This window comes from Streptomyces sp. NPDC029292, from assembly GCF_055569295.1.
On sequence record NZ_JBVHXR010000005.1, the window covers coordinates 51,782 to 74,953 of the forward strand.

21 protein-coding genes are annotated in these 23,172 nt (G+C 70.5%); 9 read left to right on the plus strand and 12 right to left on the minus strand.

What is annotated here, in order from left to right; all coding sequences use genetic code 11:
- Nucleotides 1-13: 13 nt before the first annotated feature.
- Together ACZ4WS_RS13630 and ACZ4WS_RS13635 are read left to right on the plus strand one after the other, a co-directional pair.
- Complete coding sequence (locus ACZ4WS_RS13630; protein WP_467980081.1) at nt 14-1,036, plus strand: helix-turn-helix domain-containing protein; 1,023 nt, start codon at nt 14-16, stop codon at nt 1,034-1,036.
- Complete coding sequence (locus ACZ4WS_RS13635; protein WP_467980083.1) at nt 1,033-1,527, plus strand: LURP-one-related/scramblase family protein; 495 nt, start codon at nt 1,033-1,035, stop codon at nt 1,525-1,527. Before ACZ4WS_RS13630 ends, ACZ4WS_RS13635 begins: the two co-directional genes overlap by 4 nt.
- Nucleotides 1,528-1,654: 127 nt before the next feature.
- Here the strand turns inward: ACZ4WS_RS13635 and ACZ4WS_RS13640 are convergent, their stop codons facing one another.
- The gene (locus ACZ4WS_RS13640) at nt 1,655-2,473 is read right to left on the minus strand and encodes a carbon-nitrogen family hydrolase (protein ID WP_467980085.1); all 819 of its coding nucleotides are present in this window, start codon (nt 2,471-2,473) and stop codon (nt 1,655-1,657) included.
- Between the two features lie 154 nt (nt 2,474-2,627).
- Between ACZ4WS_RS13640 and ACZ4WS_RS13645 the strand changes: the two genes are divergently transcribed.
- Nucleotides 2,628-3,452 (plus strand): maleylpyruvate isomerase family mycothiol-dependent enzyme, encoded by an 825-nt coding sequence (locus ACZ4WS_RS13645; RefSeq protein ID WP_467980086.1) that lies wholly within the window; start codon nt 2,628-2,630, stop codon nt 3,450-3,452.
- A 124-nt stretch (nt 3,453-3,576) separates the two neighbouring features.
- On the opposite strand, the gene ACZ4WS_RS13650 is transcribed toward ACZ4WS_RS13645, so the two are convergent.
- Nucleotides 3,577-4,881: an MFS transporter gene (locus ACZ4WS_RS13650; RefSeq protein ID WP_467980087.1), complete on the minus strand. Its 1,305-nt coding sequence runs from the start codon at nt 4,879-4,881 to the stop codon at nt 3,577-3,579.
- Nucleotides 4,878-5,564, minus strand: coding sequence for a GntR family transcriptional regulator (locus ACZ4WS_RS13655; RefSeq protein ID WP_467980089.1), 687 nt, complete (start codon nt 5,562-5,564; stop codon nt 4,878-4,880). Before ACZ4WS_RS13655 ends, ACZ4WS_RS13650 begins: the two co-directional genes overlap by 4 nt.
- Before the next feature lie 247 nt (nt 5,565-5,811).
- On the opposite strand from ACZ4WS_RS13655, the gene ACZ4WS_RS13660 reads away from it, so the two are divergent.
- Nucleotides 5,812-6,708, plus strand: a complete 897-nt coding sequence (locus tag ACZ4WS_RS13660; protein ID WP_467980091.1) for a D-alanyl-D-alanine carboxypeptidase family protein — start codon at nt 5,812-5,814, stop codon at nt 6,706-6,708.
- Between the two features lie 138 nt (nt 6,709-6,846).
- Here ACZ4WS_RS13660 and ACZ4WS_RS13665 read toward each other — a convergent pair whose 3' ends face one another.
- Genes ACZ4WS_RS13665 through pdhA form a run of 3 tightly spaced genes read right to left on the minus strand, consistent with a single transcriptional unit; the run spans nt 6,847 to nt 10,491 of the window.
- Nucleotides 6,847-8,292 (minus strand): dihydrolipoamide acetyltransferase family protein, encoded by a 1,446-nt coding sequence (locus ACZ4WS_RS13665; RefSeq protein ID WP_467980093.1) that lies wholly within the window; start codon nt 8,290-8,292, stop codon nt 6,847-6,849.
- Between the two features lie 10 nt (nt 8,293-8,302).
- A complete protein-coding gene (locus ACZ4WS_RS13670; protein WP_467980095.1) occupies nt 8,303-9,283 on the minus strand; it encodes an alpha-ketoacid dehydrogenase subunit beta in 981 nt (326 codons plus the stop codon).
- Nucleotides 9,284-9,285: 2 nt separating this feature from the next.
- Nucleotides 9,286-10,491: a pyruvate dehydrogenase (acetyl-transferring) E1 component subunit alpha gene (pdhA, locus tag ACZ4WS_RS13675; RefSeq protein ID WP_467980096.1), complete on the minus strand. Its 1,206-nt coding sequence runs from the start codon at nt 10,489-10,491 to the stop codon at nt 9,286-9,288.
- 379 nt (nt 10,492-10,870) lie between these two features.
- Between pdhA and ACZ4WS_RS13680 the strand changes: the two genes are divergently transcribed.
- The 3 genes from ACZ4WS_RS13680 (at nt 10,871) to ACZ4WS_RS13690 (ending at nt 13,194) form a co-directional block, all read left to right on the plus strand.
- Nucleotides 10,871-11,536 (plus strand): response regulator, encoded by a 666-nt coding sequence (locus tag ACZ4WS_RS13680; RefSeq protein ID WP_467980098.1) that lies wholly within the window; start codon nt 10,871-10,873, stop codon nt 11,534-11,536.
- Nucleotides 11,537-11,615: 79 nt separating this feature from the next.
- On the plus strand, nt 11,616-12,038 hold the full coding sequence (locus tag ACZ4WS_RS13685; RefSeq protein WP_467980100.1) for a pyridoxamine 5'-phosphate oxidase family protein: 423 nt from the start codon (nt 11,616-11,618) through the stop codon (nt 12,036-12,038).
- Nucleotides 12,039-12,141: 103 nt separating this feature from the next.
- A complete protein-coding gene (locus ACZ4WS_RS13690) occupies nt 12,142-13,194 on the plus strand; it encodes a phosphotransferase (RefSeq protein WP_467980102.1) in 1,053 nt (350 codons plus the stop codon).
- Nucleotides 13,195-13,410: 216 nt separating this feature from the next.
- Here the strand turns inward: ACZ4WS_RS13690 and ACZ4WS_RS13695 are convergent, their stop codons facing one another.
- Nucleotides 13,411-14,970 carry a protein kinase domain-containing protein gene (locus ACZ4WS_RS13695; RefSeq protein WP_467980103.1) on the minus strand — a complete coding sequence of 520 codons (1,560 nt, stop codon included), beginning with the start codon at nt 14,968-14,970 and terminating at the stop codon, nt 13,411-13,413.
- 369 nt (nt 14,971-15,339) lie between these two features.
- Here ACZ4WS_RS13695 and ACZ4WS_RS13700 point away from each other — a divergent pair, with 369 nt between their 5' ends.
- Nucleotides 15,340-16,977, plus strand: a complete 1,638-nt coding sequence (locus ACZ4WS_RS13700; protein WP_467980105.1) for a protein kinase domain-containing protein — start codon at nt 15,340-15,342, stop codon at nt 16,975-16,977.
- A gap of 115 nt (nt 16,978-17,092) precedes the next feature.
- Here the strand turns inward: ACZ4WS_RS13700 and ACZ4WS_RS13705 are convergent, their stop codons facing one another.
- On the minus strand, nt 17,093-17,635 hold the full coding sequence (locus ACZ4WS_RS13705; protein WP_467980106.1) for a bacterial proteasome activator family protein: 543 nt from the start codon (nt 17,633-17,635) through the stop codon (nt 17,093-17,095).
- 187 nt (nt 17,636-17,822) lie between these two features.
- On the opposite strand from ACZ4WS_RS13705, the gene ACZ4WS_RS13710 reads away from it, so the two are divergent.
- Nucleotides 17,823-18,317, plus strand: a complete 495-nt coding sequence (locus tag ACZ4WS_RS13710; protein WP_467980108.1) for a hypothetical protein — start codon at nt 17,823-17,825, stop codon at nt 18,315-18,317.
- A 12-nt stretch (nt 18,318-18,329) separates the two neighbouring features.
- On the opposite strand, the gene ACZ4WS_RS13715 is transcribed toward ACZ4WS_RS13710, so the two are convergent.
- From ACZ4WS_RS13715 to ACZ4WS_RS13730, 4 genes are read right to left on the minus strand one after another with little or no spacing between them, the layout of a single operon-like run.
- Nucleotides 18,330-19,310 (minus strand): NAD(P)H-quinone oxidoreductase, encoded by a 981-nt coding sequence (locus ACZ4WS_RS13715; RefSeq protein ID WP_467980109.1) that lies wholly within the window; start codon nt 19,308-19,310, stop codon nt 18,330-18,332.
- Nucleotides 19,311-19,341: 31 nt separating this feature from the next.
- Complete coding sequence (locus ACZ4WS_RS13720) at nt 19,342-20,439, minus strand: potassium channel family protein (protein ID WP_467980111.1); 1,098 nt, start codon at nt 20,437-20,439, stop codon at nt 19,342-19,344.
- 48 nt (nt 20,440-20,487) lie between these two features.
- Entirely contained in the window at nt 20,488-21,969 is a 1,482-nt protein-coding gene (locus ACZ4WS_RS13725) for a molybdopterin molybdotransferase MoeA (RefSeq protein ID WP_467980113.1), read from the minus strand.
- Nucleotides 21,966-23,057 carry a DUF6457 domain-containing protein gene (locus tag ACZ4WS_RS13730; protein ID WP_467980523.1) on the minus strand — a complete coding sequence of 364 codons (1,092 nt, stop codon included), beginning with the start codon at nt 23,055-23,057 and terminating at the stop codon, nt 21,966-21,968. Before ACZ4WS_RS13730 ends, ACZ4WS_RS13725 begins: the two co-directional genes overlap by 4 nt.
- Between the last annotated feature and the right edge of the window lie 115 nt (nt 23,058-23,172).

A 23,172-nucleotide genomic window follows, 5' to 3' on the forward strand; every position in this document is an offset into this window, starting at 1 on the left:
CTAGAAATCGCACATGCCGCAAGGATCCTCGCAGCCGGGTGGGATACGGCCTTCCGGCGCTCCCCATCGCGTCGCCGTGATCGTCGACGAGAGCACGAATCCCTTCGAAGTCGGCGTCGCGACCGAGCTGTTCGGGCTGCCGCGACCGGAACTCGGGCTGCCGCAGCCGCTGTACGAGCTGACGCTGTGCACCCCCACACCCGGGGTCCGGATGAACCACGGGTTCTTCACGCTGACCGGAGTACCCGGCCTTGACGCGGTGGACGGCGCGGACACCCTCGTCGTCCCCGGCCGCCCCGACAACGTCGTGCCGCGCCGGGCCGCCGTGTGCGACGCCATCCGGCGCACCCACGCGCGCGGCGCCCGTGTCATGAGCTTCTGCACCGGCACCTTCGCGCTCGCCGAGGCCGGGCTGCTCGACGGACGCCGGGCCACCACGCACTGGCGCTGGGCCGATGCCTTCCGGGAGCTCCACCCGAAGGTCCTCCTGGAGCCGGACGTGCTGTTCGTGGACGAGGGCGACGTGCTGACCGCCGCCGGCAGCGCGGCCGCGCTCGATCTCGGGCTGCACATCGTGCGGCGCGACCACGGCGCCGAGATCGCCAACGCCGTCAGCCGACGGCTGGTCTTCGCCGCGCACCGCGACGGCGGGCAGCGCCAGTTCGTGGAGCGGCCGCTGCCCGACGTACCCGACGAGTCCCTCGCGCCGCTGCTGGCCTGGGCGCAGGAACGGCTCGGCGAACCGCTCACCGTCGTGGGCCTCGCGGCGTGGGCGGCGGTCAGCCCGGCCACGCTCCACCGGCGCTTCCGGGCGCAGCTCGGCACGACCCCACTGGCGTGGCTCACCGGAGAGCGGGTCGCGCTCGCCTGCCGACTCATCGAACGCGGGGAGGAACGGCTGGACGTGGTGGCGCAGCGCAGCGGTCTGGGGACCGCCGCGAACCTGCGGGCGCGGCTGCGGCGCGAGACCGGACTCAGCCCGTCGGCCTACCGACGGCGTTTCGGACCGCCCTCCGGGGAAGCGGTGAGGGCATGAGATACCTCGTACGCGACCGGCTCCTCGGCTTCGGCGACGACTACTGGATCGAGGACGACCACGGCAACAAGGTCTTCCTCGTCGACGGCAAGGCCATGCGGCTGCGGGACACCTTCGAGCTGCAGGACACGCACGGGCGCGTCCTGATCGACATCCACCAGAAGATGCTCGCCCTGCGCGACACGATGATCATCGAGCGGGACGGCGATCCCCTCGCCACCATCAAGCGCAAGCGTCTGTCCCTGCTCCGCAACCACTACCGCGTCTCCCTCGTCGACGGCACCGAACTCGACGTCAGCGGCAAAATCCTCGACCGCGAGTTCGCCATCGACTACGACAACGAACTCCTCGCCCAGATCTCCCGCCGCCGGCTCCACGTCCGCGAGACATACGGCGTCGACGTCGTCCGCGACGACGCGGATCAGGCACTGCTGATCGCGGTGGCGGTGTGCGTGATCCATTTGGCGGAGATGGAGCGGGGGGAGGACTGACGTCCACGGCTGACTGCGGGCATGCGTGCCGCCAGGGGCGGCACCCGTCCCGCAGAGTCCGGCACCCCGTAAGCGCCGGGCCGCGCGACCCACCCCCGCTCAGCCCCGACCCCGGGTGCCCTGAAAATCAGCGGCGAGGAGCCTCAAGCCCCAGCAACCGGTCCTTCAGCGCCGGGAACTGCTCACGCGTCGTCGCAACCCTCGCGGGGTCGAACTCCACCGTGAGGACCTCCTCGTCGGACCCGGCCTCGCCGAGCACCTCACCCCACGGGTCGACCACGATCGAATGCCCGGCCTGGGCAACCCCCGCATGGGTCCCGGCGGTCCCGCACGCAAGGACGTACGCCTGGTTCTCAACAGCCCGCGCCTGCGCGAGCAGCGTCCAGTGGGAGCGACGCCGCTCGGGCCACCCGGCCGAGATGACGAACGTCTCGGCACCCGCGTCGACGAGCCCGCGGAACAGCTCGGGAAAGCGGAGGTCGTAGCAGGTGGCGATGCCGAGGGTCGTCTCCGGCAGCCGTACGGTGACCAGCTCGGAGCCCGCTCCCATCAGCACGGCCTCACCCTTGTCGAAGCCGAAGCGGTGGATCTTCCGATAGGCGGCGGCCAGCTCACCGGAGGGCGAGAAGACCAGCGAGGTGTTGTACAGGGTGCGGTCACCCGCGGCGGAGCCGCTGTCTGACGCGGTGCGCTCGGGAATCGAGCCCGCGTGCAGCCACACGCCCGCGTCACTCGCCGCCTTCGCCATCACCTCGTACGTGGGCCCCTCCAGCGGCTCGGCCTCCGCGCCGAACCCCTCGTACGCGAAAGCCCCGGTCGTCCACAGCTCGGGCAGCACCACGAGATCGGCACCGGCTTGTTCCCGTACGAGAGCCGCCACACGCTGCCGACGCGAATCGACCGATTCGGACTCGTTTACGTCGATCTGGAGGAGAGAGGCGCGCACACTACCACCGTCCTGGCATTCGAGCCGTCCATACGGGCCTACGATCGTCACACGAAAGCACTGCCGGGGTGCCTCACAGCAGCGTAACTTAGCGTCCCAAGACACCCGCTGCCTGTGCACTGCCCGCGTCCAACCGCCCGAGGGGTCCCGTTCCGTGAGTCTGCATCCCAGCCTTCAGTCCTACGCCGACGCCTGGACCCACTCGATCGAAGCGATATCCGAGCTGGTGCAGCCGCTTGTGGAAGGCGAGTGGAACCGGCGGACGCCGTGCCCCGGCTGGTCCGTCCGCGACCTCGTCTCGCACGTGATCGGACTCGACTGCGAGATGCTGGGCGACCCGCGCCCCATCCACACCCTCCCGCGCGACCTCTACCACGTGACGAACGAGCACCAGCGGTACATGGAGATGCAGGTCGACGTCCGCCGCCACCACACCGCACCGGAGATGACGTCGGAGCTGGAGTACACGGTCATCCGCCGCAACCGCCAGCTGCGGAACGAGTCACGGCAGCCCGACGCCAAGGTCCGCGGCCCCCTCGGCACCGAGGTCACCCTGGAACAGGCCATGCGCAACCGTGCCTTCGACGTGTGGGTGCACGAGCAGGACCTCCGGGCCGCCCTCGGCCGGCCGGGCAACCTCGACTCCCCGGGCGCGCTCATCGTCCGCGACGTGCTCCTCACCGCCCTTCCGAAGGTCGTCGCCAAGGACGCGGGCGCGCCCGCGAATTCGGCGGTCGTCTTCGACGTCCACGGGCCCGTCGAGTTCCTCCGCACGGTCCGCATCGACGCCGAGGGCCACGGCACGATAGACGGCGCCCCCTCCCTGGGCCCCGCCGCCACCGTCGCCCTCGACTGGGAGACGTTCGTCCGCCTGGCCTGCGGCCGCGTGCACGCCGACGCCGTGTCCGACCGCATCAAGACGGAGGGCGACCCGGACCTCGCGACGGCAATCCTGAGGAACTTCGCGGTCACGCCGTAGATCTTTTAGCCCGTCCGGCGCTTGAGGACGAGGCCGTCCAGGCCGATAGGGGGGTCTGGGGGCGCAGCCCCCAGATACGGGACGGGTAGGGGCGGAGGGGGCGAAAAACCCTCCCCGGGGCCCCCTACGCGGGAACGTGCACCGTCTCCACCCGACTGGCCACCAACCGCTCCCGCTCCCTACGCGCAGCCTGCTTCCGCAACCGGAAGATCTGGCTGAGGCCAACCGCCTGAAGGACGAACACCGCGGCGAAGGCAACGCGGTAATTGTCACCGGTCGCGTCCAGCAGCACACCAATCGCCAGCAACGTCGTCATGGAGGCGACGAAACCACCCATGTTGGTGATACCGGACGCGGTCCCCTGCCGCTCCGGCGGATTCGCGGGCCGCGCGAAGTCGAACCCGAGCATCGACGCGGGCCCACACGCACCCAGCACCGCGCACAGCACGACCAACAGCCACATCGGGTCGTGCTCGGCGGGATACGCCAGCGCACCCGCCCAGACAACCGCGGTCGCGGACACCGTGCCGAGCGCCAGCGGAAGCCGCGCCGCGTGATGCCGGGCGACGATCTGCCCGTACACCAGGCCGACCACCATGTTGGAGAGAACGACGAGCGTCAGCAGTTCACCCGCCGTCGCCCGCGACAGCCCCTGCGCCTCGACCAGGAACGGCATGCCCCACAGCAGCAGGAACACCATCGCCGGGAACTGCGTCGTGAAGTGCACCCACATCCCGAGCCGCGTGCCGGGCTCCCGCCAGGACGCCACGATCTGCCGACGGACGTACGCGGCCCCCTGATGCGGGAACGGCTCCGGCTCGTGCCCCTCGGGGTGATCCTTCAAGAACACCAGAAGGAGTACGAGGACGACGACTCCGGCGAGCGCGCTGCCCGCGAACGCCGCCGTCCAGCCCACCCCGTGCAGCAGCCGGGCGATGACGAGGGTCGAGACCAAGTTGCCCGCCATGCCCGCCAGACCGGCGAGCTGCGCGACCAGCGGCCCGCGCCGGGCCGGGAACCAGCGGGTGCCCAGGCGCAGCACGCTGATGAAGGTCATCGCGTCACCGCAGCCCAGCAGCGCGCGCGAGGCGAGCGCCGTGCCGTACGTCGGGGAGAACGCGAAGCCCAACTGCCCCGCCGTGAACAGCAGGACCCCGATGGCCAGCACCTTCTTGGTGCCGAGCCGGTCGACCAGCAGGCCCACGGGTATCTGCATGCCCGCGTACACGAGGAGCTGGAGGATCGAGAAGGTGGAGAGCGCGGAGGCTCCCACGTGGAAGCGGTCGGCGGCGTCGAGCCCGGCCACCCCCAGCGACGTACGGAAGATGACGGCGACGAAGTAGACGGAGACGCCGATGCCCCAGACGGCGATGGCGCGCCGCCCGCCGGGCGGGTCCCCGGGCAGCGTGACCGCGGAACTCGAACTCATCGGACCTCGCCCCGCGCCAGGTTGGAGAACCAGCTGACGTGCCGGTGGATGATGCCGACGATCGCCTCCGCGTCGCCGGAGCGCAGCGCCTCGAGGATCTGCTCGTGCTCGGTGAGCGTCTTGGTGATGCGGTCGGGGTGGGCGTGCATGACGGCGACTCCCATCCTCAACTGCCGGTCGCGGAGCTGGTCGTAGAGCCGGGAGAGGATCTCGTTGCCGCCGCTGCGGACGATCTCGGCGTGGAAGCAGCGGTCGGTGACGGCGGCGCCCGCCAGATCTCCGGCGGCGGCCTGCTCCTTCTGCTGGGCCAGCAACTCCTCAAGGCGTGCGATGAGCTGCGGCGAAGCCGGTACGGCCTTCCGCGCCGCGTGCTCCTCGACGAGCTGCCGGGTCTCGACGACGTCCGCGATCTCCTGCGCGGAGACGGGCAGGACGAGCGCGCCCTTCTTCGGGTAGAGCCTGATCAGCCCCTCGACCTCCAGCCGGAGCAGCGCCTCGCGCACCGGCGTCCGCGAGACCCCCACGGCCTCGGCGAGTTCGCCCTCGGTGAGCAGCGTCCCGCCCTCGTAACGGCGTTCCAGGACACCCTGCTTGACGTGCGCGTAGACGCGGTCGGCGGCGGGTGGCTGCTTCAGGGATTGCTTCGCAGGCTGCTTCGCGGGTGCGGGTGGGGCTGAGGGCATGCGCACATCATAGATACAACACGTACGCATGGTCGCGACGATTCCAGAATGCGGACGCCCGCCCGGTCGCCATGAGCCCCTCCCGAACCCCTCCCGAACCCGCCCCCGAATCCCCCACGTAACGCACGTCACACAACTCACCCACGTTTCCCGTACATCCCTTGGAGCGCTTCGAGAGTCCGTACGTGAGACGGCACTGCCATGTGCCGTTCTCCCAGGGGCATTTCGCGCATTCGGAGCGTTCATTTTGATTACCGGCATTAAGGGCACGCGTATTCGCCGAGCCGCCGCCGTGGCCATCACCACCGGTGCGGTGCTGGCGGCCGGAGCCTTCGGGGCGGCACCCGCGGGCGCCGTGACCACGCCCACGATCGCCGCCAAGGGCGGCTATGTGATGAACAACGGCACGGCCGCGACCCTCTACACCAAGGCCGCGGACACCAAGCGTTCCACCGGATCCACCACCAAGATCATGACGGCCAAGGTGGTGCTGGCCCAGTCGAACCTCAACCTGGACGCCAAGGTCACCATCCAGAAGGCGTACAGCGACTACGTTGTCGCCAACAACGCCTCCCAGGCCCACCTGATCGTCGGTGACAAGGTCACCGTCCGTCAGCTCCTCTACGGTCTGATGCTGCCGTCCGGCTGCGACGCCGCGTACGCGCTCGCCGACAAGTACGGCTCGGGCTCGACGCGCGCCGCCCGCGTGAAGTCGTTCATCGGCAAGATGAACACCGCCGCGACGAACCTCGGCCTGAAGAACACGCACTTCGATTCGTTCGACGGCATCGGTAACGGCTCCAACTACTCGACGCCGCGCGACCTGACGAAGATCGCCAGCAGCGCGATGAAGAACTCCACGTTCAAGACGATCGTGAAGACGAAGTCGTACACGGCGAAGACCATCACGAAGACCGGCAGCACCCGCACCATGGCGGCGTGGACCAACACGAACGGGCTGCTCAGCAGCTACAGCGGCACGATCGGCGTGAAGACCGGCTCCGGCCCGGAGGCCGGATACTGCCTCGTCTTCGCCGCCACCCGCAACGGCAAGACGGTCATCGGCACGGTCCTCTCCTCGACGTCCATCTCCGCCCGCGAGTCGGACGCCAAGAAGCTCATGAACTACGCGTTCGCCAAGTAGTCGCAGGCGCACGGGAAGCAGTCCCGGCATACGACGAAGGGGGCCCGCCGCTCATCCGGCGGCGGGCCCCCTTCGTCGTACGGCGCCCCGCGAGCCTTGCACGGGGCCGCCCCTCAGGGACGGCCCCGTGTCCGTGGCTCACGCCCAGGTGATCAACCGCTTCGGCTGCTCCAGGATCGCCGCGACATCGGCGAGGACCTTGGAGCCCAGCTCTCCGTCGACCAGGCGGTGGTCGAAGGACAGCGCCAGGGTGGTCACCTGGCGGGGCTTGACCTTGCCCTTGTGGACCCACGGCTGGAGTTTGATCGCGCCGACCGCGAGGATCGCGGACTCGCCGGGGTTGAGGATCGGCGTGCCCGTGTCGACGCCGAAGACGCCGACGTTGGTGATGGTCACCGTGCCGCCCTGCATGGCGGCCGGGCTCGTCTTGCCCTCGCGGGCCGTCGCGACCAAGTCGCCGAGCGACTCGGCCAGTTGCGGCAGCGTCTTCGCGTGGGCGTCCTTGATGTTCGGGACGATCAGGCCGCGCGGGGTCGCCGCGGCGATGCCCAGGTTCACATAGTGCTTGAGGACGATCTCCTGGTTGGCCTCGTCCCAGGACGCGTTGACCTCGGGGTTGCGCTTGATCGCGACCAGCAGGGCCTTGGCGATGAGGAGGAGGGGATTCACCCGCAGGCCCTGCAGGTCCTTGTCCTGCTTGAGCTCCTCCACGAGCTTCATCGTGCGCGTCACGTCGACCGTCACGAACTCGGTGACATGCGGCGCGGTGAACGCCGAACCGATCATCGCGGCGGCCGTGGCCTTGCGGACACCCTTGACCGGGATACGGGTCTCGCGGGCCGTGTCGTACGCGACGACCGGGGCCGGAGCCTGGACGCGGGCGGGTGCCTGGGCCGGGGCGGCCGGGGTCTCCGCCACGACCGGCGCCGGTGCCACCGCCGCGTGCACGTCCTCGCGCGTGATGATGCCGTCCGGCCCCGACGGTGTGATCGTCGCCAGGTCGACGCCGAGGTCCTTGGCGAGCTTGCGGACCGGGGGCTTCGCGAGGGGGCGGGCGGCGGCGGGCGGCGCGGAGTGCCCGTGTCCGTTCAGCTCGCCCTGGATCGCGGTGGCCGCGTAGTACGTACCCGCCGGGGCCTCGGTCTGCTGCGCGGGGACCTCGACGCCCTTGCGGGGGCGGCGCTTGGTGGAGGACTCGGCGACGCCGTACCCGACGAGGACGGGCTTGCGGCCCTCGGGCTTGGGCTCCTCGGCAGCGGGCGCCTCGGCAGCAGGGGCTTCGGCGGCGGGCGCCTCCGCAGCGGGAGCATCTGCCCCTCCGGCCACGTCCACCGCGATGATCACCTGGCCGACGTCCACCGTCGTCCCCTCGGGGAAGCGGAGTTCGCGCACCACACCGTCGTACGGGATGGGCAGCTCCACGGCGGCCTTGGCGGTCTCGACCTCGCAGACGACCTGGCCGTCGGTGACCTGGTCGCCGGGCTGGACGTACCACTTGAGGATCTCCGCCTCGGTGAGTCCCTCGCCCACGTCGGGCATCTTGAACTCGCGGAGCCCCGACGCGTTCTCAGTCATCGTCGTCACGACCCTCTCCTCAGTACGCAAGCGAGCGGTCGACGGCGTCGAGCACCCGGTCCAGGCCCGGAAGGTACTCCTCCTCCAGGCGCGCCGGCGGATAGGGGGCGTGGTAGCCGCCGACCCGCAGGACGGGTGCCTCCAGGTGGTAGAAGCACCGCTCGGTGATGCGGGCGGCGATCTCCGCGCCCGTACCGAGGAACACCGGGGCCTCGTGCACCACGACCAGGCGGCGGGTCTTCTCGACCGAGGCCTGGACGGAGTCGAAGTCGAGGGGAGACATCGAGCGCAGGTCCAGGACCTCGATCGACTTGCCCTCCTCCTGGGCCGCCGCGGCGGCCTCCAGGCAGACCTTCACCATCGGGCCGTACGCGACGAGGGTCAGGTCGCTGCCCTCGCGCGCCACGACCGCCTTGTGCAGCGGTCCGGGGATCGCGTCCTTGTTGACCTCGGCCTTGTCCCAGTAGCGCCGCTTCGGCTCGAAGAAGATCACCGGGTCGTCGCTCTGGATGGCCTGCTGCATCATCCAGTACGCGTCCGCCGCGTTCGACGGGGAGACCACCTTGAGGCCCGCCACGTGCGCGAAGAGCGCCTCGGGGGACTCGGAGTGGTGCTCGACGGCGCCGATGCCGCCGCCGTACGGAATGCGGATGACGACGGGGAGCTTGATCTTGCCGAGCGCCCGCGCGTGCATCTTCGCGAGCTGCGTGACGATCTGGTCGTACGCGGGGAAGACGAAACCGTCGAACTGGATCTCCACCACCGGGCGGTAGCCGCGCAGCGCGAGGCCGATCGCCGTGCCGACGATGCCCGACTCGGCGAGCGGGGTGTCGATGACCCGGTCCTCGCCGAAGTCCTTCTGCAGCCCGTCGGTGACCCGGAAGACACCGCCGAGCTTGCCGACGTCCTCGCCCATGATGAGGACCTTGGGGTCGGTGTCGAGGGCCGTGCGCAGCGACTCGTTGATCGCCTTGGCCAGCGCCATCTTTTCCGCAGCCATCGCTACTTGCCCTCCCCTTCATCCGCGAACGACGCCTGGTAGGCGGCGAACTGGGCCCGCTCCTCGTCGACGAGCGCGTGCCCGTCCGCGTACGCATTCTCGAAGATGGCGAAGTGGTCCGGGTCCGGCATGGCACGGACGACTTCGCGTACTCGTTTGCCCAACGCCTCGCTCTCGGCTTCGAGTTCCGCGAAGAATCCGTCGTCCGCGTGGTTTGAAGCCTCCAGGTACCTGCGCAGGCGCAGGATCGGGTCCTTCGCCTCCCAGGATTCCGTCTCCTCGTTGGCCCGGTACTTGGTCGGGTCGTCGGAGGTGGTGTGCGCGCCCATGCGGTAGGTGTACGCCTCCACGAGCGTGGGGCCCTCACCTCGGCGGGCCCGCTCGAGCGCCCACTTGGTGACTGCCAGGCTGGCGAGGACGTCGTTGCCGTCGACGCGGACGCCCGGGAAGCCGTAGCCCTGCGCGCGCTGGTAGAGCGGGACGCGGGTCTGCTTCTCGGTCGGCTCGGAGATGGCCCACTGGTTGTTCTGGCAGAAGAACACGACGGGGGCGTTGTAGACCGCGGCGAAGTTGAAGGACTCCATGACGTCGCCCTGGCTGGAGGCGCCGTCCCCGAAGTACGCGATCACGGCCGAGTCGGCGCCGTCCTTGGTGATGCCCATGGCGTAGCCGGTGGCGTGCAGCGTCTGCGATCCGATGACGATCGTGTACAGGTGGAAGTTGTTGCTGTTCGGGTCCCAGCCGCCGTTGTTCACGCCGCGGAACATGCCGAGCAGGTTGGTCGGGTCGACCCCGCGGCACCAGGCGACGCCGTGTTCACGGTAGGTCGGGAAGACGTAGTCGTCCTCGCGGGTGGCCCGCCCGGAGCCGATCTGGGCGGCCTCCTGGCCGAGCAGCGAGGCCCACAGGCCCAGCTCGCCCTGGCGCTGCAGGGAGGTGGCCTCGGCGTCGAAGCGGCGGGTCAGCACCATGTCCCGGTACAGGCCGCGCAGCTCTTCGGGGGTGATGTCGGCGACGTACGGGCCGTACGTGGCGTCCTCGACCCGCTCGCCTTCCGGGGTCAGCAGCTGAATGAGCTCGGGCCCGGCGCCCGTCGTATCCGGTGACTTCTTGGCGGCCGCGCTGGTGCGCTTGCTCGCGGCGCTCTTCGCGCCGGTCGTCCCGGCGCTGCGTCGCGGCTTGCGCGCGGCAGTGCTCTCCACGGTCACGTGTGCTCCTCCGTCGGTCCGGCCCCCGGGGTTGCCGGGTGGCCAGTGCGGCTCGCCTGTTCCAGTACCCGTGCACGGGGTGGGTGCCACTCGGCCGGAACAGGCGTGACAGGTGCCCCGGCGAGCGCCCTGCAACAGTCACGTTACCCAGTGCTTCACAATTCTGTGAAACCCCTCCTGACCTGCGATTTTGCTTGGAAATCCAACTAATTTTTAGTCGGATTTCCAAGTACCTCGCGCCGATCGGGAACAGCCGCTGGTCACAGCACTGGTTACAGCCTTGCAGGGGGCCGGAACACCGGCACGTTATCCCGGCCACCCCGGACACGGGAAGAGTTCACCTGGGGCATTGCCCATGAGCGTGTGTGACACTGACAGCGTGTCTGAAAACGGGAAAATCACCGTATTTCTCCTCGATGATCATGAGGTGGTCCGTCGCGGAGTCCATGAGCTGCTCTCGGTGGAGGACGACATCGAAGTCGTCGGCGAGGCCGGCACGGCGGCCGACGCGCTGGTGCGGATTCCGGCCACCCGCCCGGACGTCGCCGTCCTGGACGTACGGCTCCCGGACGGCAGCGGCGTGGAGGTCTGCCGCGAGATCCGCTCCCAGAACGAAGACATCCAGTGCCTGATGCTGACCTCGTTCGCCGATGACGAGGCCCTTTTCGACGCGATCATGGCGGGCGCCTCGGGCTATGTCCTGAAGGCCATCCGCGGCAGTGAACTGCTCTCCGCCGTACGTGATGTCGCCGCCGGAAAGTCCCTGCTCGACCCGGTGGCCACCGCCCGCGTCCTGGAACGGCTGCGCGACGGCGGCAGCGCCAAGAGCGACGACAAGCTCGCGCACCTCACCGAGCAGGAGCGCAAGATCCTCGACCTGATCGGCGAGGGGCTCACCAATCGGGCGATCGGCGAGCGGCTGCACCTCGCCGAAAAGACGATCAAGAATTACGTGTCGAGTCTGCTGTCCAAACTGGGCATGGAACGGCGATCGCAGGCGGCGGCTTATGTGGCGCGGTTGCAGGCGGAGAAACAGCACCGCTGATTGATTCGGGACTTATGGCCCCTCTTCGAGGGGCGGGTGACTCTTTTTCGGGCTCTCCGGGTGGCGGAGATTTGGTGGTATGCCCACCGACGAACAGCTCGCCGTCGAACTGATCGGCCGCACGGACTACGGCCGGGCGGCCACCAGCATGCGCGCGCTGCCCTTCCTCGCGTTCGCCCGCCACATCGTGGTGGACGGCCGTGTTCTGCTCCGCATGCACCGGGGCTGCGGATACCACCGGGCCTGCGTCGGCAGCGTCGTCGCCTACGGCACCGACAACCTGAGCTCCGCCCGGCCGGGCGAGAGCCTGTGGTCCGTGCAGATCATGGGCCAGTGCGAGCCGGTCGAGCCGACCGCGGCCGAGTTGGAGCTCTTCGGTCCCGCGCCGCGCCTCGTGGACGGCGAGCCCTTCGACCCGGTCTATCTGCGCATCGAGCCGCAGTTCTGCACCGTGCACTCCACGGACGGTGGCCTGGAACGGCAGTTCCAGCACGTCCTGTGACTGTCCTGTGATCGAAGACGACTGTCTGTGACAAGCGCGAGGTCAGCGCCCCGGCTCGTGCCCTAGCATCTGGCGCGTGCCGCGCCCATCTGTACCACCCCCTGTGCCTCATGCGCCCCCTCTGAGCGCCCTCCTTCGCCAGTACGCCGCCGGGTCCGCGCTGACCTGTGAACCCGTCGACCAGGGGCTGCTCAACCGCGGCTACCGGCTGTGCACCACGCGCGGCCGGTACTTCCTCAAGCACCACTTCGATCCCGAGACCGCCGACCCCGCCGCGATCGCCCGCCAGCACCGGGCCACCCAGCGCCTCGCCGACTTCGGCGTCCCGGTCGCCCCACCGCTGACCGGCGCCGACGGGCGCACGGTCGCCGTCATCGGGGGTCACGCGTACGCGCTGCACCCGTGGATCGACGGGCAGCACCGGCACGGCGGCCAGCTCACCACGGAGCAGTGCGCGCGGCTGGGGGCGCTCCTGGGCGTCGTACACGCCAGTCTGGAACGGGTGATGCCGGCGCAGGGGCGCGCTCCGAGGGCGCGCGCCGGTGAGAAACGTGCCTTCACCGAAGAGCGCTCCGGGGGCGCACGCCCCGAAAGCGCCGATCCCACCGACACTTTCGCGCTCATCGACGACCTGCTCGCACACGTACGCCGCCACCGCCCCTCCGACGCCTTCGACGAACTGGCCCGGCACCGGCTCCTGGAACGGCGCGCCCTCCTGGAGAAGCACGCCGACCGACGGCCCCCGCAGGGCGACTCGGTGGGCTGGGTGCACGGTGACTTCCACCCGTTCAACCTGCTCTACCGCGACGGCGAACCGGCCGCGATCGTCGACTGGGACCGGCTGGGCGTCCAGCCGCGCGCCGAGGAGGCCGTACGCGCCGCGGTGATCTTCTTCGTACGACCCGTCGGCGCGCTCGACCTGACGAAAGTACGGGCCTACGCGCGCGCGTACCGGCGTACGGCGGGCGCCACACCCTCCGAGCTCACGGCCGCCGTGCACCGCGTGTGGTGGGAGCGCCTCAACGACTTCTGGATACTGCGCTGGCACTACGAGCGCGGGGACACCCGCGCCGATCCGCAGTTCCCCGCGGCCTCGGCACTGGCCGTGTGGTGGACACGGGAGTACGAGTGGGTGTGCGAGGCGTTCGCGGGGTGATCCTCACGCCCCGCTCGGCCTGCTCCAACGGCACGCGCGCGTGAAGCCCGATTCGGGCCGCACGCGCGCGTGGACGGTGTTTCGATCAGATTCCGTCAAGATCTGATCCGTCGGACTCAGGTCCGTCGGACTCAGGTCCGTCGGACTCAGGTCCGTCGGACTCAGGTCCGTCGGACTCCGGTCCGTCGGACTCCGGTCCGCCGGTCTCCGGTCCGGTCAGAGGCCCTGGGCGCCGAGCGTCGCGCCGGTTTCCGCCGGATCCGACGGCTGCGACGTGTCCGGCGGCGACGGGGTCGGATCCGTCGACGACGGCTCGTCGGACGGCGTCGTATCGGTCGGCTGGCTGTCCGTCGGCTCGGTGCTCGGCTCGCTGGTGACGCTCTCGGACGGCGTGTACGACGGCGAGTAGTCCGAACTGCTGCCGGTACTGGTGGAGTCGTCCGTGGCGGTGTCCGTGGACTCGTCGGTCGCCCCGTCGCTGGGCGTCTCGCTGGACTTGTCCTGCGTGCTGGAGTGCGTGGTGGTCGGCGACTGCGTCGTACCGGTCCCCCCGCCGCCGCCACCGGTGTTGTTGAGCGCGAGCGCGACACCCGCCGCGATGGCGATCACCGCGAGGACCGCGAGGATCCACAGCTTGCCGCGGCCGCCGCCCTTGTTGCCGTGCCCCTCGAAACCGCCGTCGTCCCCGCCGCCGTAGCCACTGGGCAGGATCGGCTGCGGGATCTGCGTGGTGCCGGACTCACCGGAGTGCGGCAGCGCGGTCGTGCCCGCGAAGCCGCCCGCCGGGGTGTGCAGGCCCTCGTGCATGGCGACCGGCCCGGTGTTCCAGGTGCCGGTGTGCCCGCCCTGGTCGTACAGCATCTGCAGCCCGTACTGGACGAGCCCGCGCATCTCCTCCGCGGTCTGGAACCGGTCGTCCGGCTCCTTCGCGAGCGAGCGCATGACGAGCCCGTCGAGCTCCGGCGGCGCCCCTTCCGCGACCTCGGACGGTGGCACCGGGATGTCCTGGACGTGCTGGTAGACCACCGACAGCGGGGTCTCGCCGGTGAACGGGGGCCGCAGCGCGAGGAGTTCGTAGAGCAGGCAGCCGGTCGCGTACAGGTCGGAACGATGGTCGACGGCCTTGCCGAGCGCCTGCTCCGGGGAGAGGTACTGCGGCGTGCCCATGACCATGCCGGTCTGCGTCATCGTCGACTGCGCGCCGTGCAGGGCTCGCGCGATGCCGAAGTCCATCACCTTCACGGCGCCGGTGTCCGTGATGATCACGTTCGCCGGCTTGATGTCGCGGTGCACGATGCCGTGCTGGTGCGAGTAGGCGAGCGCCTCCAGGACACCGGAGACGATGATCAGCGCCTGCTCGGGCCCGGGGGCCTCGGCGTTGAGCAGCAGGTCGCGGATCGTGCGGCCCTCGACGATCTCCATCACGATGTACGGGACGACACTGTGGCCGACCACGTCCTCGCCGGAGTCGTACACGGCGACGACCGCGTGGTGGTTGAGCCCGGCGACCGACTGGGCCTCGCGTGTGAAGCGGGCCTTGGAAACCGGGTCCTCGGCCAGGTCGGAGCGGAGCAGCTTGACCGCGACGGTGCGTCCGAGGCGTACGTCCTCGGCCGCGAACACCTCGGCCATGCCGCCCCGGCCGAGTCTGCGGGTCAGCCGATATCGGCCGTCGCCGACCAGCCCGCCGTTACCCCACATCTCCGGCGCATCTGACATACCGCCGCCAGTCGCCTCGGGGTCGGACGGGCCCTGAGCGCGCTGCTGCTGTGCCATCAGTCCTCGCCGTCGTTTTCTGCCCGCGGTCTGCGCGGTGGTTGTTACGGTCTCCGTCGGGCCACGCTACAGGCTCGGCGCAAGGCACCGGTCCGAGATGGACGTGAGATGGACCGGCCATCAAACCCGCCCCAGGGGGCCGCGCGCAAATTCTGTGTACCGGCCGTACGGCACCTGTAACGCTTCCGCGACGCTTCTTTCGCAGACGGTCACGGAACGGGCACCGAACTTGACGTGTCACTGCCCTCGGGCAGACTTGGCCGGGAATAGGCCAATCGATCACCGAACACCGGTCCAGCGCCGGACAATCGATCACGGACCGCGGGAGCCAACCAGCCGCTGCCGCCGCGCCGATGGGGGACGCAGAACATGAGCCAGGACGGCGCACAGGGCCGGTACGCGGGGCGTGCGGTCGCCGGCGGCCGCTACCAGCTGCGCGATCTGCTCGGCGAGGGCGGCATGGCCTCGGTGCATCTCGCGTACGACTCGGTGCTCGACCGCCAGGTCGCGATCAAGACGCTGCACACCGAGCTCGGCCGCGAGCAGGCCTTCCGCGAGCGCTTCCGCCGCGAGGCCCAGTCGGTGGCGAAGCTCACCCACACGAACATCGTCTCGGTCTTCGACACCGGCGAGGACGATCTCGACGGGATGACCACTCCGTACATCGTCATGGAGTACGTCGAGGGCCGCCCGCTCGGCTCCGTGCTCGACCAGGACATCGCGCAGTACGGCGCCATGCCCGCCGACAAAGCCCTGAAGATCACCGCGGACGTCCTGGCGGCCCTGGAGATCAGCCACGAGATGGGCCTGGTCCACCGGGACATCAAGCCGGGCAACGTCATGATGACGAAGCGGAACGTCGTCAAGGTGATGGACTTCGGCATCGCCCGCGCCATGCAGTCCGGCGTCACCTCGATGACGCAGACCGGCATGGTCGTCGGCACCCCGCAGTACCTCTCCCCGGAGCAGGCCCTCGGCAGAGGCGTGGACGCCAGATCCGACCTGTACTCGGTCGGCATCATGCTGTTCCAACTGGTCACCGGGCGCCTGCCGTTCGAGGCGGACTCCCCGCTGGCCATCGCGTACGCGCATGTCCAGGAGGAGCCGGTCGCGCCCTCCTCGATCAACCGCTCGCTGCCCCCGGCCGTGGACGCGCTGATCGCCCGCGCGCTGAAGAAGAACCCGAACGAACGTTTCCCGAGCGCCGAGACCATGCGCGACGAGTGCCTGCGCGTGGCCCAGTCGTTCCAGGCCGCCGCGCCGAGCATCGTGCCGGGTGCCCAGACGTCGAGCGGCGCGGGCGTCGGCTCCGCCGTCTTCCCGCCCGTCGAGCAGGGCACTCCGGCCCCGGGCCCCGTACAGACGCCGTACCAGCCGGGTCCGTACGGCGCGCCGACCCCGATGCCCGCGCCGTCCCCGGCGTACGGCTATCCGCAGCAGGGCGGCTACCAGACGCCGCCGCAGACCGCGGCGTACGCCCCGCAGCACGCCCCGTCGACTCCGCCGCCGTACAACCTCACGCCCCAGCCGACGACTCCGGTCTCGGGCGGCTCCGGCGGTGCGGGCCGCAAGAGCAACAAGGCGGTCGTCATCGGCTCGATCGTCGTCGCGCTCGTCGCGATCGGCAGCCTGATCACCGCCCTCACCCTGAACGGCGGCAGCAGCGACGACAAGAGCGGCACCGACGCCAGCCAGTCGCCCTCCGTGGTGGCGGGGCACAAGGATCCGGACACGTCGAAGACGATCGACACGGAGAAGTGCACCACTCCGGAGGAGTCGTACGACGACCCGGACAAGATCCAGGTACCGGACTTCTCCTTCAAGAACCTGACCTCGGTGAAGAGCTGCTTCCAGGCCGCGGGCTGGCAGATGAAGGTCACCCCCGTCGACGAGAACACGTACGGCGAGGACACGATCATGGACCAGTTCCCCTCCGCCGGAACGGACGTCAACCCGAAGGACATGCCCGAGATCGAGCTCAAGGTCTCGACGGGCAACCCGTCCTGATCCGCCGCACCCCGTACTGATCAGCCGTTGACAAGCGAAGGGCCCGGCACTCTCGTGCCGGGCCCGTTTCGTGTGTCTGGGTCGCCGTGACTTACAGGTACATGTCGCCGTGGCTTTACAGGTACGGTCCGCCCGAGCGGCCGCCCGAGCGGGGGTCCTCGTCTCCCTCGAGCCCGCCGACACCCGGAGGCAGTGCGCGGCGCATCTGCTCCAGCTGGGCCCTGGCCGCCATCTGCTGGGCGAACAGAGTCGTCTGGATCCCGTGGAAGAGTCCCTCCAGCCACCCCACCAACTGGGCCTGCGCGATCCGCAGTTCGGCGTCACTGGGGGTGGCGTCATCTGTGAAGGGCAGGGAGAGACGCTCCAGCTCCTCGACGAGCTCGGGGGCCAGACCGTCCTCGAGCTCCTTCACGGAGCTCGCGTGGATCTCCTTGAGCCGGACACGGCTCGCCTCGTCCAGAGGCGCGGCACGCACCTCCTCGAGGAGCTGCTTGATCATGCTTCCGATGCGCATGACCTTGGCCGGCTGTTCCACCATCTCAGTCACCGGGACCTCGCGGGAGTCCTCGCCTCCGGTGCCGCCGAGAGCCATCCCGTCCTGGCCCACGACCAAGATCTGGGGGTTCTCCGGCGACCTTTCGTTCCTCGGCATCTCCATGCCGCCATTGTCTCGCACCCCTACACCACATCACGGTGGTGCCCCCGGCGAAGGGTGATCCACCGTGTACGTGGGCGCCGATTCCGTCGTTCCCCCGGTACGCCTACGCCGGGATGCCGGGACAAAAGGGGCATGTGAGGCTTGACCCATTGATCATGGGACTCCTCATCGGGAGGGGGTCACCGGCGTGACTCCATGGCTCAGGACGCTCCGCTCGGCCGGACTGCTGCTGGTCGTAGCGGTCGGCGCCGTGCACCCTTCGTACGCCGCCTCGTACGCCGCCTCGCACCCCGCCCCCACGCCCACCGCCGACGCCTCCCGCGCCGGGAGCAGCGCGGGCGAGGGCCGCCAGCGACCGGGGCGCACGGAGTCCACGCCGGGGGACGCGCACGACGACTCCGACGGGACTGACGGCACCGCCGACTCCGGCGGGACCGACGATTACGGCGAGGACACGACGCCGACGTACACCGACCGCGATCCCGCCGTCCCCGACAGCCCGGAGGCGAACGCCACCCCCGAGGCGTCGCGGGGCGCGGCGGTCCCCGTCCAGCAGAACGTGGTCGGTCCGGGGCCCGCCCCAGAACCCGTGTACCAGATCCTGCCCCTGGGAAGCGGGCTGATCCTGATCGGTCTGGGCCTGGGACTGGCCTTCCTCGCCCTGCGCGTACGGCGCCGCTGAGCGGAGCGCTTCCTAGGGAGCGACGAGCAGCACCTTTCCGATGTGGCCGCTCTCCTCCAGGACCCGGTGGGCGGCCGCCGCGTCGCTCATCGGCAGCTCGCGGTCGACGATCGGGCGTACGTGGCCGGAGGCGATCAGCGGCCACACGTGCTCGCGTACGGCCGCGACGATCGCCGTCTTCTCACCGAGAGGGCGGATACGCAGCGAGGTCGCGCTGATGGCGGCGCGCTTGTTGAGGAGCGTGGCGATGTTCAGCTCGCCCTTGATGCCGCCCTGCATGCCGATGATCGCGAGCCGTCCGTTGACGGCGAGCGCCTGGACGTTCCGGTCCAGGTACTTGGCGCCCATGTTGTCGAGGATGACGTCGGCGCCCGCGCCGTCCGTGGCCCGCTTGATCTCCTCGACGAAGTCCTGCTCGCGGTAGTTGACGAGGATGTCCGCGCCGAGCTCGGCGCAGAAGTCGAGCTTCTCCTTGCTGCCCGCCGTGACGGCGACCTTCGCGCCGACGGCCTTCGCCAGCTGGATCGCCATGGTGCCGATGCCGCTGGAGCCACCGTGCACGAGCAGGGTCTCGCCGGGGCGCAGGTGGGACACCATGAAGACGTTCGACCAGACGGTGCAGGTCACCTCGGGCAGCGCTGCCGCCTGCTTGACGTCCAGGCCCCCGGGCATGGGCAGCAGCTGCCCGGCCGGCACGGCGACCTTCTCGGCGTATCCGCCGCCCGCGAGCAGCGCGCACACCTCGTCACCGACCGCCCACCCCGAGACGCCGGGACCGATTTCGACGATGCGCCCCGAACATTCGAGACCGGGGTACGGGGACGCGCCGGGGGGTGGGTTGTAGAGGCCCTGCCGTTGCAGCAGATCGGCGCGGTTGACGGCGCTCGCCACCACCTCGACCAGCACTTCGCCCTCTCCGGGCACCGGATCCGGGACCTCGTCCCACACCAGCGCCTCGGGCCCACCAGGTTCAGGAATCGTGATCGCGTACATGAAGGGGACGCTACTCCTGCGGGAAGGGCGGCTAGACGTGCGGGAGGGGCCGAATGTCCGGCGCGACCTGCGTGCCCGGTGACGCCCGCACGATCGTGATGAGCCGGTCCGTCAACTCCAGGGTCCCGACGGCCGGATCGTCGTATCCGAGCACCCGATGCCCTCGGACGACACTCACCACCAGGTCGTCCGTCTCGCGCGGGCCCTTGCCCACTTCGGCCTTTATGACGGGCCGTTCGAGGATGTCGAGCCCGCTGCCCTGCTGGATGAGGTCCTCCATGACCATGCCCGCGGCGGGACTGAGGACGGAGAGCCCGAGCAGCCGCCCGGCCGCGCTGGCGCTGGTGATGACGGCATCGGCACCGGACTGTCGGAGCAGCGGCGCGTTCTCCTCCTCCCGTACGGCGGCGACGATCTTCGCCGCACGGTTGAGCTGCCGCGCGGTCAGCGTGACCAGCACGGCGGTGTCGTCCCGCTGGGTGGCGATGATGATCTGCCGCGCCTTGCGGACCTCGGCCCGCACCAGCACATCACTGCGCGTCGCGTCGCCGACGACCCCCGCGTACCCTTCGGCCGTCGCCGCGTCGACCACCTTGGAGTTGGGATCGACGATCACGACCTGCTCCTTCTTCAGCCCGGTCGTGCAGACGGTCTGAATGGCCGACCGGCCTTTGGTGCCGAACCCGACAACGACGGTGTGATCCCTCAAGGTCGCCCTCCAGCGGTTCAGCCGCCACTCGTCCCGGGTGCGTTCCGTGAGGACCTCGAGGGTGGTGCCGACCAGGATGATCAGGAACAGCACGCGCAGCGGCGTGATGACGAAGATGTTGGTGAGCCGGGCGGCGTCGCTGACCGGGGTGATGTCGCCGTATCCGGTGGTGGAGAGGGTGACGGTCGCGTAGTAGAAGGCGTCGAGCAGGTCGACGGCGCCGTCCGAGTTGTCGTTGTAGCCGTCGCGGTCGATCCAGACGATGAGCGCGGTGGCGACGAGCACCAACAGGGCCATCGCCAGCCGCTTGCAGACCTGGAGGATCGGGCGTTCCACGACTTTCCGCGGGAGTTTCACCCGATGGGTCACGAGATGTTCGTCCGCTTGGCGGGCGATAGCGTCATGGCCCGGAAGTTTCACGTGAAACACACCCCGTTCGGGCTCATGTGAAGCACATCCCACTCGGGCTCATGTGAAACACACCCCGATTCCGGCGGTGGCCCAGGGCAGGTCGAGGAGTTCCAGCTCCTGACCCGCACGGGCACCGCCCGGCGGTACGACCGCGAGGGCGTCGGCCGCGGCGATGCCCCGCAGCATCGCCGGACCGTTGTAGTGCAACGGCACGGCCCGGTCGACGCGCAGGACGACGGGGATGAGCCGGGTGTCGTACGGGTGCCCGTGCGCGGCGTCCTCGAGAGGCAGCGTGTACGGCTCCGGGGCCGCGCGCCCGGCAAGGGTGCGCAGCAGGGGCTCGGCGAGCGTGAGCAGGCCGGAGACGGCCGCCAGGGGGTTGCCGGGCAGGCCGACGAGGTGCTGGTTGTCCTTGGTGCGGGCCAGGAGCATCGGGTGTCCCGGGCGCACCTTGACGCCGTCCACGAGGAGTTCGGCCCCGATGCGGCGCAGGGTGGGGTGGAGGTGGTCGACGGGGCCCGCGGCGGTGCCGCCGGTGGTGACGATCAGGTCTGCGGCGGAGCCGGTGATCGCCTTGTACAGGGCCTTGGCGTCGTCGCCGAGCCTGCGCACCGCGACGACCTCGGCGCCGAGCGCGCGCAGCCAGGGCGGCAGCATGGGGCCGAGCGCGTCCCGGATGAGCCCCTCCTGGGGCAGGCCCTCGGTGAGCAACTCGTCGCCGAGCACGAGGACTTCGACGCGGGGGCGGGGGATCGCGGCGAGGGTGTCGTACCCGGCGGCCGCGGCGAGGCCCAGCACGGCGGGGGTGACCAGCGCGCCGACCGGCAGCAGTTGGTCACCGTTGCGGCACTCCTGCCCGCGCGGGCGGATGTCCTGCCCGTGCACGACCTCGCGGGTGGCGTGCAGCCGCCCCTTGTCGTCGATACGCCCGTGCTCACTGCGCAGTACGGCGCTGACGTCCTGCGGGATTCTCGCCCCGGTGGCGATCCGCACCGCCTCGCCGTCGGTGAGCACTTCCGGCTTCGCGTGCCCGGCGAGCACCCCTTCCTCCCGGACGTCCCAGGGGCCGGGCCCGCCGACCGCCCAGCCGTCCATCGCGGACGTGTCGAAGGACGGGAGGTCCGTGAGCGCGGTGAGGGGGGCAGCGAGGACGAGGCCGAGGGAGGCGTCGAGGGGTACGGAGACGGGGGCTCGGCGCGGCACGGTGCGGGCGGCTCGCTCGGCGCCGGCGCGGGCCTCGGGCCAGGGGGCGGCCTTGTGGTGCCCGCGCTTGGCGGCGTGCGCGGCGGCCTCGCCCTCCGGGGCGGGAGCGGGGACGGAACGGGTGTCGTGGCTGTGCTCCGGGACGCGAGCGTTGCCGTCCCTCACCAGGGCGAGGGCTTCTTCGACATCGAGGTCCTGCGCGTCCCGGCTCTGCCGGCCGCCGGACCTCGGCTCCCTCGCACTTCGGTCACCGCTGTCCTTGACCAAGGCCAGGGCCTCCTCCACGTCGAGTTCGTCGGCGTCCCGGCCGGCGGCCCGGGCGCCCGGCGCGGTCATCCGGCGTCCGGCTTGGCGTCGCTGGCGGCGGCGTCCTCGTCGGCCCAGCGCAGCGCCAGCGCCGCGGCTTTACGGGCGGCCTCGGCCACCGCCTCGGGGCCGCCCCCGGCCCGCGCGGCCGCGTACCCCACGAGGAACGTGGTCAGCGGTGCCGCGGGCCGCGCCACACCGTGCGCGGCGTCGCGGGCCAGGTCGAGCAGGACGCCGGTGTCGACGTCCAGGTCGATGCCCAGCTCGTCCTTGACTGCGGAAATCCATTCATCCAACACGTGCTCATGCTCCCTGATACGTGCCCGGGCGGCGGCGATGTCGTCCCAGGTGTCGCAGTCGAAGGACGCGACGGGGTCGGTGATGCGGGTGAGGTCGAGCGCGGCGATGAGCCGCCGCAACGGCAGCCCGGCCAGACCGCCGCACTCCACGGCGAGCGACTCCAGCTCCCGCCGCAGCGCCTGCGCGCGATACGCGGCCACGAGCGGCTGGTCGCGCCCACCGGGGTCGGTGAGCAACACGCCATCGGGACCGGCCGCGTCCGCCGGGGCGGGGGGTGCGGATGTCGGGGGGTGGGGCGCGGGCGCGGAGTCGCGGGGTGCGGATGCCGAATCGCGCGGCACGGACGCCGGGGGGCACGCCGCGGACACGGAGCCGCGCGGCACGGACGCCGGGGGGCAGGCCGCGGACACGGAGTCGCGCGGCACAGACGCCGCGGTGCGGGGCGCGTCCGCCGGGACAGGAGGCGCAGACCCCGAGTCGCGCGGCGCCGACTCCAGGGTGCGGGGCGCGGTCAAGTCCCGTGCCGCATCGCCCGTCCGCAGGGTGGCGAGCAGCCGCCGTACCGTTTCCTCTTCCAGGAACGGGAGGTCGGCCGAGAGCACGACGACGTACTCCGCGGTGGTGTGGCGCAGCCCGGCCTCCAGGGCGGCCAGCGGCCCCCCGCCGGGCGGGTCCTCGCGGGCCCAGACCACGGGCCGCGCGGTCGCCCGCGGCGCGGCCACGACCACCGTGGTGGCGGCACCGGCGCACGCGGCCAGCACACGGTCGAGCAGCGCACGGCCGCCTACCCGCACACCGGGCTTGTCCGCGCCGCCCAGCCGCCGCGCGGCGCCGCCCGCGAGCACGACGGCGTCGTACGGGACATCGACGTCGTACGGGACGTCGGCGCCCGGGGTGCCCGGTGGCCCGGGGGCACCCGGTGGCTCGTACACG

Excerpts from the sequence above, each read along its gene's own strand:
- ACZ4WS_RS13630 (WP_467980081.1), top strand. The coding sequence starts at position 14 with ATGCCGCAAGGATCCTCGCAGCCGGGTGGGATACGGCCTTCCGGCGCT.
- ACZ4WS_RS13635 (WP_467980083.1), top strand. The coding sequence starts at position 1,033 with ATGAGATACCTCGTACGCGACCGGCTCCTCGGCTTCGGCGACGACTAC.
- ACZ4WS_RS13650 (WP_467980087.1), bottom strand. The coding sequence starts at position 4,881 with ATGAGTTCGAGTTCCGCGGTCACGCTGCCCGGGGACCCGCCCGGCGGG.
- ACZ4WS_RS13655 (WP_467980089.1), bottom strand. The coding sequence starts at position 5,564 with ATGCCCTCAGCCCCACCCGCACCCGCGAAGCAGCCTGCGAAGCAATCC.
- ACZ4WS_RS13670 (WP_467980095.1), bottom strand. The coding sequence starts at position 9,283 with ATGGCTGCGGAAAAGATGGCGCTGGCCAAGGCGATCAACGAGTCGCTG.
- ACZ4WS_RS13685 (WP_467980100.1), top strand. The coding sequence starts at position 11,616 with ATGCCCACCGACGAACAGCTCGCCGTCGAACTGATCGGCCGCACGGAC.
- ACZ4WS_RS13695 (WP_467980103.1), bottom strand. The coding sequence starts at position 14,970 with ATGGCACAGCAGCAGCGCGCTCAGGGCCCGTCCGACCCCGAGGCGACT.
- ACZ4WS_RS13700 (WP_467980105.1), top strand. The coding sequence starts at position 15,340 with ATGAGCCAGGACGGCGCACAGGGCCGGTACGCGGGGCGTGCGGTCGCC.
- ACZ4WS_RS13705 (WP_467980106.1), bottom strand. The coding sequence starts at position 17,635 with ATGGAGATGCCGAGGAACGAAAGGTCGCCGGAGAACCCCCAGATCTTG.
- ACZ4WS_RS13715 (WP_467980109.1), bottom strand. The coding sequence starts at position 19,310 with ATGTACGCGATCACGATTCCTGAACCTGGTGGGCCCGAGGCGCTGGTG.
- ACZ4WS_RS13725 (WP_467980113.1), bottom strand. The coding sequence starts at position 21,969 with ATGACCGCGCCGGGCGCCCGGGCCGCCGGCCGGGACGCCGACGAACTC.